The organism is Leucobacter sp. 7(1), assembly GCF_900163635.1.
Classification (GTDB): domain Bacteria; phylum Actinomycetota; class Actinomycetes; order Actinomycetales; family Microbacteriaceae; genus Leucobacter.
On sequence record NZ_FUID01000056.1, the window covers coordinates 1 to 13,367 of the forward strand.

11 protein-coding genes are annotated in these 13,367 nt (G+C 64.8%); 9 read left to right on the forward strand and 2 right to left on the reverse strand.

Features of this window, described 5'->3' with window-relative positions:
- Together FM113_RS10590 and FM113_RS10595 are read right to left on the reverse strand one after the other, a co-directional pair.
- Positions 1 to 530 (reverse strand): HAD family hydrolase (locus FM113_RS10590; protein ID WP_087014471.1); only part of this gene is annotated, 530 nt, incomplete at its 3' end.
- 36 nt (positions 531 to 566) lie between these two features.
- Complete coding sequence (locus FM113_RS10595) at positions 567 to 2,069, reverse strand: aminotransferase class I/II-fold pyridoxal phosphate-dependent enzyme (RefSeq protein WP_087014474.1); 1,503 nt, start codon at positions 2,067 to 2,069, stop codon at positions 567 to 569.
- Between the two features lie 193 nt (positions 2,070 to 2,262).
- Here FM113_RS10595 and FM113_RS10600 point away from each other — a divergent pair, with 193 nt between their 5' ends.
- From FM113_RS10600 to argF, 9 genes are all read left to right on the forward strand, one after another.
- On the forward strand, positions 2,263 to 3,708 hold the full coding sequence (locus tag FM113_RS10600) for an APC family permease (protein WP_087014476.1): 1,446 nt from the start codon (positions 2,263 to 2,265) through the stop codon (positions 3,706 to 3,708).
- Positions 3,709 to 3,746: 38 nt separating this feature from the next.
- Positions 3,747 to 4,925, forward strand: a complete 1,179-nt coding sequence (locus FM113_RS10605; protein ID WP_087014478.1) for an amidohydrolase family protein — start codon at positions 3,747 to 3,749, stop codon at positions 4,923 to 4,925.
- Positions 4,922 to 6,118, forward strand: a complete 1,197-nt coding sequence (locus FM113_RS10610) for a M20 family metallopeptidase (protein ID WP_087014480.1) — start codon at positions 4,922 to 4,924, stop codon at positions 6,116 to 6,118. Before FM113_RS10605 ends, FM113_RS10610 begins: the two co-directional genes overlap by 4 nt.
- On the forward strand, positions 6,115 to 7,416 hold the full coding sequence (locus FM113_RS10615; RefSeq protein WP_087014481.1) for an aspartate aminotransferase family protein: 1,302 nt from the start codon (positions 6,115 to 6,117) through the stop codon (positions 7,414 to 7,416). Before FM113_RS10610 ends, FM113_RS10615 begins: the two co-directional genes overlap by 4 nt.
- A 16-nt stretch (positions 7,417 to 7,432) precedes the next feature.
- On the forward strand, positions 7,433 to 8,272 hold the full coding sequence (locus FM113_RS10620) for a MurR/RpiR family transcriptional regulator (protein WP_176387176.1): 840 nt from the start codon (positions 7,433 to 7,435) through the stop codon (positions 8,270 to 8,272).
- Between the two features lie 58 nt (positions 8,273 to 8,330).
- The gene (locus tag FM113_RS10625) at positions 8,331 to 9,650 is read left to right on the forward strand and encodes a glutamine synthetase (protein ID WP_254908965.1); all 1,320 of its coding nucleotides are present in this window, start codon (positions 8,331 to 8,333) and stop codon (positions 9,648 to 9,650) included.
- 94 nt (positions 9,651 to 9,744) lie between these two features.
- The gene (locus FM113_RS10630; RefSeq protein ID WP_087014487.1) at positions 9,745 to 11,187 is read left to right on the forward strand and encodes an amidase; all 1,443 of its coding nucleotides are present in this window, start codon (positions 9,745 to 9,747) and stop codon (positions 11,185 to 11,187) included.
- 184 nt (positions 11,188 to 11,371) lie between these two features.
- The gene (locus FM113_RS10635; protein WP_176387177.1) at positions 11,372 to 12,319 is read left to right on the forward strand and encodes a PotD/PotF family extracellular solute-binding protein; all 948 of its coding nucleotides are present in this window, start codon (positions 11,372 to 11,374) and stop codon (positions 12,317 to 12,319) included.
- A 79-nt stretch (positions 12,320 to 12,398) separates the two neighbouring features.
- Complete coding sequence (argF, locus tag FM113_RS10640; RefSeq protein WP_087014493.1) at positions 12,399 to 13,367, forward strand: ornithine carbamoyltransferase; 969 nt, start codon at positions 12,399 to 12,401, stop codon at positions 13,365 to 13,367.

Genomic DNA, 13,367 nt, shown 5'->3' on the forward strand with positions numbered 1-13,367 from the left:
ACCTCAAGCCCGGGCAGACGCTCCGCTACGGCCGCCCGCAGCGCGTTTTTCTTCGCGCCGCTCGGATCCCAGGCATGCTTTGCATCGATCGGCGCGCGCTGCCCGAGCGCGGAAAACGTCACCTGCGATCCGCGGTCCTCAAGGATTTCGCCCCACGGCGCAGCCTCCCACAGGTCCAACCGCTCCGCCTCCTCGCGCAGTGCGGCGAGTGCGCTGTCCCGCTGCTCGGCGGTCAGCGACTCTCGGTACACAGTCGTCCAGGCACCGTCCTCGCGGCGTTCGTAGCGGGTACCGCAGGTGGGGAGCAGGTGCAGGCGCGCGAGCGCTGCCTCGTCGATGCCCCCGAATGTGTCGAGACCCGCAAGGAGCTGAGCTTCAAACTGCTCGAAGTTGCCGCCGGAAATCACGGCCACACTGGTGCCCTGCAACAGTCCAGCAAATGCGGCGAGCATGCGCGGTTCGATCGCGGACTTCGACGGGGCAAGGGTGTCATCGAGGTCAAAGGCAACGAGGCGCGGCAGGGCAGTCATGCCTTGATTCTCCCATAGCGGGCCTCGTATGCCCGGCTAGTCTGCGAGCACGCGAAAGTGGGTGACCGCGGGGTCAAGCGCGCCTCGCACGTACCCGATCGGAGAAGCCGCGACTGTCTGCAAAAATGCCACGGTTTCCGCGGTGATTTCTTCACCCGGCACCACGTTCGGAATCCCCGGCGGGTAGGCGGCGAGGGAGTCAGCGGACACTCTCCCTACAGCCTCCGAGGCCGGCACGATTTCGTGTCGTCCAAAGTACGCGAGCCGCGGTCGGATCAGCATCCGCCCGGGCCGGGGGAGCTCCGGGAAGTCCGGGGTCTCACTACCGGTCGAGGCTGCGTCGGCCAACGCCAACAGAGCGTCGCCGAAGCGGCCCAGGTCCGGGTGCTTGCCCGGACCGACGAATGCGACGATGGCCGTTGCCGTGGAGAGCTCGAGGAAGATGCCATTCTCGGCGCTGAGCCTGTCGCGCACCGCGTGCCCGCTCAGGCCGGTCGCGCTGACGTCGATGGAAACCCGCAGAGGGTCGGCGGCGACGATGTCGGAGTACATTTCGAAGCCGTCGGAGATGATCGGCAGCCGCCCGTCCGCGCGCAGTCGCTCGCGGAACGCTTCGACAGTCTCGATCGTTTCTCCGATCTGGGCCGTCCCGTGCACGAGCGCGTGGCGCGCAACGTCGAGCGATCCGAGTAGCAGCGCGCTCGCGCTTGTCGTCTGCGTCATCATGTAGGCGCGCTCCACAAGTGGTTCAAGCGCCTCGGCAAACGGCCCGTCGCTTAAGTGCAGCATCGCGGACTGGGTGAGGCTTCCGCCGAGCTTGTGGGTGCTCGATACCGTGAGATCCGCACCAAGTCGAGTGGGCGACTCTGGGAGCTCCGGGTGGAATCCGAAGTGTGAGCCCCACGCGCCGTCGACGACAAGCGGGACACCGTGTGCGTGTGCAACGCCGGCCAGGCCAGCTACGTCGGCGACCGCGCCGAAGTAGCTCGGGCTGATCACGTAGACGGCCCCGAGCGGCGCGCCGACTTCAGTGGCTTCTTGCAGTGCTGCCTCGAGCGCGGCCGGGGTCACGCCGTGGTTGATCCCGCGATCCGTGTCGATGCTGGGGAACACGAAGTGCGGCAGCAGGTCGCCGAGGAGGACACCGTCCGTGAAACTCGAGTGCGCGCTCCGCTGCGCGACGATCGTGTCTCCGCCACTGAGCCCCGCGACGGCGAGTGCTGCCATGCGGTTCGCCTGCGAGGCGCCGTTGGCGAGAAACCATGTGCGCCGCGCACCCCAGGCGTCCGCCGCCAGCCGGGTCGCGCTGGCGAGCGGCGATTCCGGTCCCGCATCGATTCCGGGGATCAGCGGTGGGACGTCGAGGGCGAGCGCCTGCGGGCCGATGAACGCAGCGAGCTCGTGCGCGAGCCCGTCCGGGCTCGCTCCGTGCCCCGGGACCATGAGGTTCACGGTGTCGCGCTTCGCATGGCGCGTGAGCGCGGTGGCGTATGGGGTGGTCGCCTGCGAGGGGAGCGGGTAACGAGAAGATCGAGTCATAAGTGCTCCTTTGCAAGCGGTCGGCGATACTGCACCGAGTATGTCACAAGCTGTTCCAAATAGAACGAAAATAGTTGTTTGCGGAAATCTGTAATACGCGTTACGCTCAGTGCCACGGGCCGACTCCCTGGGATTTCAGGGAACGGCAGCCGGAGTGACCGGCACTATTCGTAAGACAAAGGAGTCTGAATTCATGTCCGATATACGCACGCCGTTGGACACAGCGGCGACTCAGAAGTCGAGTCGCAAACTTCGGGTGTGGGAGGTCACGGCGCTCTCGGTGGGATTCATGGGACCCGTGATGGCGATGGCATTGAACGGAATTGGGGTGGCGGGACTCGTCGGGAAGTCCGTACCGTTTACCTTCCTCCTCGCCTTTATTGGAACACTCCTCGTGGGGTACGGCTTTATCCGGCTGACGGGCTACTTCAGTCACGCCGGATCGGTGTACGCGCTCGCTGGTGCCACGATCGGCCCCCGTGCCGGGTTCTTCGGCGGCTTTGCGCTCCTCGGGACCTACCTGTTTTTCGCGGCCTGCATCCTGGGCGCAACCGGGGTGTTCTTCGCCGCATGGGCTGAGGAATTTGGTGGCTTCTGGGCCCAGATCCCATGGATTCTCGTGGCGTTGGTTGTCGCTGTGCTCGTGGTGATCCTGAACATCCGGGAATCACGGATCGTGACACGGGTGCTCTTCGTGATTGGCGTGCTGGGCGTGCTCGCCATGCTAGTGCTCGCGGTCGTCATCTTCGTGCGGGTTGGGAGCGGAAACGGGCCGGTGCCCGGTGCCACGATCGATCTCAGCACGTTCCTCCCCGGCGACGCCACCGCGGTCGGCGTGATGACTGCATCCGTCTTCGCGTTCCTCTCCTGGGCCGGCTTTGAATCGGGGAGTTCGCTTGGGGAAGAAACAGAGAATCCGAAGCGCGTGATCCCGCGGGCACTGCTCGGGGCAATCGTGGTCGCTGGCGTGCTGTACACGATCATGATGTTTGCGCAGACGATCGGTTACGGAACCGACGAGGATGGTATCGCCGCGTTCGCTGGCGCGAACTCCACGGTGACAAGCTTGAGCACGATCTATATCGGCCGCGAGTACGCGATGCTTGTCGCATTCATGGCCTTTATCGTGGCGTTTGCGTCGGTGTTGAGCTCGACCGCGGCCGCCGCACGTTTGATCTATGCGCTTGCCCGCGACGGGTTCGGCCCGAAGCGACTCGGAGTCGCGAACCCGAAGACCAAGGTCCCCGTTGCTGCCGTGATCACCACGGTGATCATCGCGGTTGTCCTTGCGGGCGGAATCGCGGTGTTTGGCGGGACCGCCTTCGACGCCTACTACTGGTACGCCACCATTGCGACGCTGTGCATGGTTGTCGCATACGGCATGACCTCGGTCGGTGTGATCGTCTATGTGTTCCGCGGCAAGTCACGCATCCCGAAGTGGGAGTCGATTCTGCCCGTGCTCGGCCTGGTCTACCTGGCGTTCGTGTACGCCGTGCAAATCATTGGACAGGAAGCTCCGTACACCTACTTCCCCTGGATTGCGGGCGCGTGGTGCTTGCTCGGTGCCGTCATCATCATTGCCCGCCCAGGTCTCGCCCAACGCATCGGTGGCAAGCTCGCCACCGAAGACCTCGACTAACTCTCCGTCCCGCTGATTCCGTCCCGGAAAGGACTCCCTTGTCCCAGACACTTCTCACCCCCGCCGCCTTCGCCGCAGCAGAACTTGTTGACCACCACTGCCACGGCGTTGTCGAACACACGCTGGAACGGCGCGAGTTTGAGAGCTTGATTACCGAGTCGAACTGGGACGCTCCCGAGGGCACCAGCGTGTTCGACTCGCAGCTCGGTACCGCGATCCGGCGCTGGTGTGCGCCGCTGCTCGATCTCGATGCGCACATCACTGCGGAGCGCTACCTCGAGCGGCGTGCCGAGCTCGAACCCCGAGACGTGAATGAGCGCCTCCTGCGAGCTGCTGGGATCGATCGCTACCTCATCGAGACCGGGTATCGCGGGGATGACATTCTCACAGCGCCTGAGATGGCACACCGTGCTGACGCGGCATCGGACACCGTGGTGCGCCTGGAGCGACTTGCCGAACAGCTTGTGGTGTCGCTGGGCACTGCCGCTGAGTACGCCGACGCGTTTCGAGCACACCTCGCCGAGGAGCTGAAATCCGCTGTCGGGGTCAAAACGATTGCGGCGTACCGGCTCGGCCTCGACTTTGATCCTGCACGGCCCTCTGACGCTGAGGTGACTGCGGCCGCGGGGGAGTGGCTCCGCGAGATCGGCGCGGGCGGCGAGCCGCGTCTTGAGCACGCTGTGCTGATTCGATTCGGCATCTGGTGCGCGGTGGATGCGCAGCAGGCTATCCAGTTCCACATTGGCTTTGGGGACCCGGATGTCGATCTGCACCGCTGCGACCCGCTGCTCCTCACCGAGTGGCTGCGCCTCACCCGGAACTCCGGAGCGCGGGTGCTGTTGCTCCACTGCTATCCGTTCCATCGAAATGCGGGGTACCTGGCACACGTGTTCCCCCACGTCTATTGCGACGTGGGACTCGCGATCAACTATGTGGGCGCAGCCTCCCCGCAGGTGATTTCGGAGTCGCTTGAACTGACTCCATTCGACAAGGTGCTCTTCTCCTCGGACGCATTTGGGCTGCCCGAACTGTATTTCCTTGGTGCGCATCTTTTCCGACGCGGCGTGACCCAGGTCATCAACGGGTGGATCGAGAACGATGAGTGGGACGTGGATACGGGGGAGAGGCTGGTGCGGAAGATCTGCGGAGAAAACGCCATGCGCGCCTACAAGCTCACACCCGGTGGGGCGTTTGGAGCGGGACGGAACGCCGCATGACCCGCGACACCCTCCGAACCTCTCTGCTCGCTGCGACCGCTCGCCACGCTGGTGACGCGGCGCAGATCAGAGAGTACCTGCACGCGCACCCAACACTGTCCGGGGAAGAGAGCGCCGCGTCTGAATGGATCGCGGAACGGTTGCCAACGCACATGGAAGTCCTTGCGGAGACCGGGCGGATCGGGCGGATCGGTCCTGTCGCAGGCCCGGCAATTGCGGTTCGCGCCGAGCTCGACGCCCTGCCGATCAGCGAACGGACTGGAGTGCCCTTCGCCTCCACCAACGGTGCCATGCACGCGTGTGGACACGATGTGCATCAGGCAGCCCTCATCGTTTTTGCGCGGGCCGCGGCCGAGTGTGACCTGCCCTACGCCGTGGTGCCATTTCTGCAGCCGCGCGAGGAGGCCTATCCGTCGGGGGCGCTCGACATCGTTCGGTCGGACGCGCTGAACGCGCATCACGTGCGTGCAGTTCTCGCGGCGCACGTGCACCCGCGGATCCCGGTCGGCTCGGTTGCGACTGGAAAAGGTCCGACAAACGCCGCCGCCGATGAGATTCGGGTCACGGTCCGCGGTCGCGAGGGGCACGGGGCGTACCCGCACGAAGCCGCGAACCCCATCGGGGTGCTCGCACAGATGGTGGCTGCGCTCCCCGAGCTCGTGCACCGCACGGTTTCGCCAATGCGCCCGGCCGTCCTCACGATCGGGAGCCTGCACGCCGGACAGGCTGCAAACGTGATCCCCGCCGATGGGAGTTTCGCCGGAACACTTCGCACAATGTACCGCGAAGACCGTGAACGGCTGCACGCGGTCCTGACGACGTTTGTTGAGGGGCAGCTTGCCTCACACGGCATGACCGGCGGGATCGAGATCATCGAGGGTGAACCTGTGCTCGAGAACGATCCCGACCTCGTTGACCTCTTCGACGCCGAGCTCAGGAACGCTGGGTTCACCCTGAGCGAGCCGATGCGCTCCTGCGGTGCCGACGACTTCTCGTTTTACTCTGAGCGGCTGCCCGGGGTGATGGCTTTTGTGGGTGTGGAAACGCCCTACGTGGAGCCGCAGCCGAGCCTGCACCACGCGGAGTTCCTTCCGGACGGGGATGCCGTGCGCCGCGTTGCGCTCACCCTCGCCGCCGGATACTTGGGGGCCTGCGAGCAGCTCGATCACGCCACTTCCGAGGATCCGTCATGACCGCGCCGCGCAGTCTGGCCACCCGCGATGAGCGGGCGATCGCGGGGAATCAGAAACTTCGGTTCTTTCCGCTCAGCGTGGTGTCCGGTCGCGGAAGCGAGATCCGAGACGACGCCGGGCGCACCCTCCTGGATCTGTCGGCGGCATGGGGGGCCAATAGCCTCGGTCATGCCCACCCACGGGTCGTGCAGGCGATCCAGGACGCAGCCGCCCAGGGTGCCGGATCGAGCGTACTGTCGGCAGCTCAGCCCATCGCCGTTGAACTGGCGGAGCTGCTGCTCGAGACGATCCCTGGGACCGAGCGGGGCGATCACCGAGTGCTGTTCGGACACTCTGGGACGGACGCGAACAGTGCCGCGCTCGCCGCAGCACGCGCGGCGACTGGACGAGACATCGTGGTGGCGTTTCAGGGCGGGTACCACGGCGGGTTTGGCTCAGCCCAGGCCGTGAGCGGAGTATTTGTCGATGCTGGTGTCCCTCACGACCCCGCGAGTGTTCTGTTGCCGTACCCCGCAACAGATGCGCAGCTGCCGGATCTCTGGCGAACTGTCGATGAGGTGTTCGGCACGCACGAGGTTGCCGCGGTGATTGTGGAGCCGCTGCAGTCGGACGGCGGGATCATTGTTCCCCCGCACGGGTTTCTGACGGGTCTTCTCGAGCGCACCCGCCGTGCGGGAGCCCTGCTCATCGTTGACGAGGTGAAGGTTGGGCTTGCCCGGACCGGATATCTGCACGCATGTGAGCGTGAGGATGTTGTGCCAGACCTGGTGACGTTTGGGAAGTCGCTCGGCGGCGGGACACCGCTGTCCGCGGTCGTGGGGCCAGCCACAGTCCTCGACGGTGCACCCGCGAGTACGCTCCTCACGACGGCTGGAAACGCGATCAGCACGGCTGCCGGAAAAGCTGTCCTCGAGACAATTCGTGAGGACAACCTCGTGGGCGCTGCACGGGAGCGAGGGGCGCAGCTGCGGCAATTGCTCGCCGCAGCCCAGGGCGACATCGACGAGATCTCAGACGTACGCGGGCAGGGTCTGAGCCTGGGCATAGAGCTCCAGCACGATCCGGCGCAACCGGACCGCCCACGCGATGACCGCTTCACGCAGCGCGTGATCTTCCGGATGTGGCAGCTCGGCGTCGTGAACTATCTGGTCCGGGGCAACGTCATCGAGTGGACGCCGCCGCTGATCTTGACGGAATCGGAAGGCGAGCGCGCGGTGGAAACGCTTCGAGCTGCCATCGTTGACGTACGTCACGGAGCCGTCAGCGATGCGGACGTTGCTCCGTATCTCGGATGGTAGATGGGGAGAAGAAACGATGAACGCGAAGAAAAGCAGCCTGGCCGAAGCTCTGAAGATGTCGCTTGATGTGATGAGCCCATCTGAGAAGAAGGTGGCCAGAGCCCTGATTGCCGACTATCCGGTGGCGGGCCTTGAGCCGGTCGCGAAACTCGCGGATCGAGCCAGCGTGAGCGCCCCAACAGTACTGCGAATGCTGGCTCGCGTCGGGATCCAGTCCTACCCGCAGATGCAGGAACTCCTGCGGGAGGAAATCTCGGAACGCACAACGTCACCGATCGATCAATACGAGTTGCGATCGGATGATTCGGACGTTCACACGAGTACGGCTGCCCGCGAGGTGTTTGTCCGCGGCATCACCAACAGCTTCGCGGCGATGCCGGTCTCGGAGTTCGATCGGATCATTGAGTTGCTCGCCGACCCCAAGCGACGTATCTGGGCGGTGGGGGGCCGATACTCCGGACTCCTCGCGGAGTACCTCACCCAGCACCTGCGTTTGTTGCGCGCCGACGTGCACTTCGTAGGACGCGCGGAATCCGATAAGTCGCTCGCGCTCCTGGACATGGGGCCGCGCGATGTTCTTGTCGCACTGGATTACCGGCGTTACCAAGAGGCGACGGTCACCTTCGTTGCCCGGGCGAAGGAACGCCGTGCCACCACGGTGCTCCTCACCGATCCGTGGCTCTCGCCCGCGGCGAAACACGCAGACTACCTGATCTCGAGCGGCGTCGAGGCACCGAGCCCGTTCGACTCACTCGTCCCCTCACTCGCTCTGATCGAAACCATCGTGGCGGGCGTGGTCGAGCGGCTCGGCGATGAGCCACTCGGCCGTATTCAAGCGTTCGACGCTTGGGAATAACCACACACTGGCGGGTCCGCATAGCCGCGGTTCCGCTCCACACATCGAAGGACACAACGTGCGAAAAGAACCCCTGGCCATCATCTTGACGGCGGACCTCGCGGCGAAGGCCCGCGGACGCGCCTTCCGTCAGCAGGAATTCCAGAAGTACCTGGGCAGTGGCTGCGGGTGGGTTCCGGCAAACCTCGCGATCGACGCCTTTGGCGCAATCGTGACCCCGAACCCGTTCGGGGCGGTGGGCGATCTCCGACTCATGCCGGACGCCTCGAGTATCGCGAGCGTCGCGCTGAATGACACGGGGGAGCTCACCACGCTTGTGCTCGCCGACATCCACACTCCGGATGGTGCGCCCTGGGAGTGCGACCCGCGGACGTTCCTGAAGCGCGCGGTGGCAGACCTCGATGCCGAGACCGGGCTCAATGTCGTCTCCTCGTTTGAGCACGAGTTCATGCTGCGCGACGACGACGGCAGCCTCGTGAACACACCGTTTTCGCTTGAGTCGTTCCTGGAAGAGGAGGAACTCGGGGGCCGGCTCGTCGCCGCCCTTGACGATGCGGGCCTGGAGCCCGAGATGTGGCTTCCGGAGTTTGGTCGCAACCAGTTCGAGATCACCCTGAGCCCGGCAAGCGCGCTCGTCGCTGCTGATCGCGCGGTGTACCTGCGCGAGATCACGCGTCACGTGGCAAGCAGCCTCGGAAAGAAGATCACGTTCTCCCCGATTATCGAGGAGAACGGCGGGGGCAACGGCGTGCATGTGCATCTCAGCTTGAAAGATCGCGACGGACGATTCGTGACGTATGACGCCGATCGTCCGAGCAATCTCTCCGACGTGGCGGGATCATTCGCCGCGGGCATTCTCAAGTATGCCGAGGCGTTTCAGGCGGTCGCCGCATCGGCCCCGCTCTCGTATGAACGTCTCGCCCCGCAGCGTTGGAGCGCCGGGGGGATCTTCCTCGGCGAGAACAACAGGGAGGCGCTGCTCCGAATCTGTCCTCTCTTCAACACCCCCGGGGCGAACCACCAGACGCAGTACAACCTTGAGTACCGGGCGGCCGACGCGACAAGTAACCCGTGGCTTGTCCTCGGCTGCCTGATTCGCGCGGGGCTCGAGGGGATCAGGGAACAGCTCCCCACGCCGACGATCGTGAGCGGGGACTCGGACGCATTAACCGACGCAGAGCGGGCCGAACTCGGGATCCGGCCGATCCCCAGCACGCTCACGGAAGCGCTTGATCTCTTTGAAGCGTCGGCCGTCGCCCGCGAATGGTTCGCCCCGAACCTCGCGGCGACCTTCCTCGCGGTCAAGCGGGCCGAGATCTCCAAGGTCGCCGAGATGGAACCCCAGGAACGCTACGACGCCTACGCAGAAACGTACTAGCGCTCGGGTCCGGGCCGAAGGCTTCGCCGCAGTGCTGGGTGGGCACCGAGCTTTGCGCGCCACCACACAAGAACCGTTGTTCAAGGAGGAACACATGCCCGATCGACATGACGATCTGCTCCGTGAGAGTGCGACGACGGTATCTGCGGCGTTGGCTGACCGGAAGATTTCTGCGGTGGAGCTGCTTGCGGAAACTGAGGAACGATTCTTCGCAGTCAACCCGGTGATCAACGCGGTTGTGAGTCCGGATTTTTCGGTTGCGCGCATCGCGGCGGTGGAATCGGACCGGCGGCGCAGCGAGGGGAGGAATCCGCGACCGCTGGAAGGGCTCCCCGTGGCGGTCAAAGACCTGGAACAGACTGCAGGACTCCGCACGACATTTGGCTCGAGCTATTTTGCCGATCATGTACCCGAGCGCGACAGCGTCACCGTAGCCCGGCTCCGAGCCGCGGGTGCCGTGATCTACGGAAAAACGAACGTTCCGGAGTTTGGTGCCGGATCGCACACTCGCAATCGGGTGTTCGGGATTACGCGGAACCCGTTTGACCCGTCACGCAGTGCGGGCGGATCGAGCGGCGGGGCGGCCGCAGCGCTGGCCTCCGGGCTGAGCGTGGTGGCTGATGGTTCAGATATGGGCGGGTCCCTCCGCAATCCTGCCTCGTTCTGCAACGTCGTCGGACTCCGGCCGTCAATCGGACTCACGCCAAATTGGCCGTTCCAGCATGACCCCTGGCAAACGCTGTCGACAAATGGGCCCATGGGTCGAACGGTCGGGGACACCGCCAGGCTGTTGTCGGTGCTTGCCGGGCCGGATCGCCATTCGCCCCTGTCATTCCCCGCGCGCACCGCACCACTCGTGCTCGGAGCACCGGGGCGACTCAAGATTGGGTGGAGCCGCAAGCTCGGCGACCTGGACATTGATCCCGAGGTGAACGCGGTCCTTGACGAGACGGGCCTTCCGACGCTCGTGAGCCTGGGACACACTGTCACGGATCGTGAGCCGGATCTCCGGCCGGCGGACCGCGCCTTTCGGGTTTTGCGGGGGCTCGGGTTCGTGCGCAGCCACGGTGCGGCTCTCGACGCCCAGCGAGACCGGCTGAGCGCGGAGGTCGTGGCAAACACAGAGTACGGATTGTCGCTCACGGTTGCGGACTACGTGGCAGCACTCGACGCCAGGCTCGAGGCCTTCACCACGATGGTGGACCTGTTCACCGAGATCGATGTGCTTGCTGCCCCTGTGGCCGCGGTCCCCCCATTCCCCGCGGCGTGGGACTGGCCGCACGTCATCGACGGCGTGGAGCAGACCGACTATCTGCAGTGGATGAGGCCGTGCTGGCGGATCTCAATCACAGGATTCGTCGCGCTGAGCGTGCCGTGCGGGTTTAACGCCGCCGGATTGCCGATCGGGCTGCAACTGATCGCCCCTCCGGGACACGAACAACGCGTACTTGAATTGGCGCAGCAGTTCGAGACGGCTCGGCCCGCATGGCGGCAGGTACCGAACGTGCTCGGTCCCGACCGCCCACACACGTCATGAAATACACAGATGCAAGAGAGGAAGAACAATGAAGTTCGTACGTACACCTCGGATGCGACGCAGCGCGCAAGTCCTTGGCGCTGGCGCAGTTTTCATGCTGGCAATTGCCGGATGCTCAACCGGCGGAGGAGGTTCTGAGCCTCCGTCGTCCGATGGAGAGTTTCCCACGAGCGGAAGCGGGGTCGTGAACCTCTTCAACTTCACGAACGCCATCAGCCCGGACGCGCTCGAAAAGTTCGAGGAGGAGACGTCGATTCGCGTCAACGTCGATGTGTTTTCTACACCTGAAGAAATGGTTGCGAAGATCCGAGCGGGCGGAGCCGGCTACGACGTCGTGAACGCGCAGGACTATGTCGTGCCGGACCTCGCGGCCAGCGATCTCCTGATGGAGATCAACGCCTTGGACTGGCCCAACGGGGAGAACATCGGCGAAGACTATCGCGATCTCTATTTCGACGAGGGAAGAAAGTACACGACACCGTACCAGGTGCTGTACGAGGGGATCGGGGTGAACCCGGAGGTCGTGACCGGGCCGGTGAACTCCTGGGCTGACTTCTTTGCAACACCGGAAAACGCGGCCGGAATCATGAGCGTGCACGACGGGCAGACGCTGGTCATCAACGCGGCACTTTTGGCTGTCGGATCGGAGGCATGTACAACGGATGCCGCAGCCTACGAAAAAGTCGATCGACTGTTGGAAGGGGTCAAGCCCAGCCTCAAGCTCGTGAGCTCCGACGGCACGATCGACCGCATTGCCGGTGGAGAGGTCGCGCTCTCCACGATGTACGACGGCGCATTCTCTCGAGCCAAAGCCCAAGACCCGAAACTCGAGTACGTCTTCCCCGAGGAGGGCTTCATGACGGGGTACACCAACTGGGCGATCCTCGCGAGTGCACCCAACCCCGACAACGCCAAGATCTTCATGAACTGGCTACTCCTCCCCGAGAATGCCGCACTGAACATTGAGTTCGGCAAGTACAACACCCCGGTCGCGGGCGTCGATGAGTACCTGGAACCGGCAGGTGTGGTCGCGCCCGATGCAGAAACGCTGCAGCGAGGCATCCCGACAGTGCCGTGTGGACCCGACGTGCAGGAACAGTACGACAAGGTGTGGACTCGCTTTAAGGGGTAGCGCCGTTCGCGGGCGAGCGCGTGCTGGCGCTCGCCCGTGCGCAGGATGGGCCGCTCGCGCACCCCGGTACACTGGGCGAGTGACCCGACACTTCCTGCGTGATGACGATTTGAGCCCGGCCGAGCAGCGCGAGGTCCTTGACCTCGCGGATCGACTGAAGCGAGCCCCGTTCTCTGAGCGACCGCTCGCGGGCCCGCGCTCCGCAGCCGTGTTTTTCGACAAGACTTCGACACGCACCCGCTTTAGCTTCGCCGCGGGCATCTCGGAGCTCGGCGGCACCCCGATCATCGTGAACCCGGGGGAGGCGCAGCTCGGCGCGAAGGAGTCGATCGCCGACACCGCGCAGGTACTGTCCCGCATGGTGTCGCTGATCGTGTGGCGCACCTTCGCGCACGCGGGAATCGAAGAGATGGCCGAGCACGCCACCGTGCCCGTCATCAACTCGCTCTCCGACGACTTTCACCCGTGCCAGATCCTCGCGGACCTGCAGACGATCCGGGAGCAGAAGGGCGAACTCGCGGGGCTGACCGCCACCTATGTGGGCGATGCGGCGAACAATATGGGCCACTCCTACCTGCTCGGCTTTGCGACGGCGGGCATGCACATCCGTGTGGCAGGCCCCGAGGGCTTCCACCCGCGCGCGGACATCGTGGCGGACGCGGAGCGGATCGCGGCGCAGACCGGGGGCAGTGTGACCGTGCTGACGGATCCCGTCGTCGCCGTCACCGGTGCGGACGCCGTGATCACCGACACCTGGGTCTCGATGGGGCAGGAAGACGAGAAAGCGGAGCGCGTTGCAACCTTCGGCGCGTACCGGGTGACCCCGGAACTCATGGCGCACGCGGCGAGTGACGCGGTCTTCCTGCACTGCCTTCCGGCCTACCGCGAGTTCGAGGTTGCCCCCGAAGTGATCGACGGGCCCCAGAGTGTCGTCTGGGACGAGGCCGAGAACCGCGTTCACGCGCAGAAAGCGCTGATGGCCTGGCTACTGGCACGCACCGACATCGGACGCGCGGCCGAAGTAGGCCTCAACGGCTCCGGGCTGTAG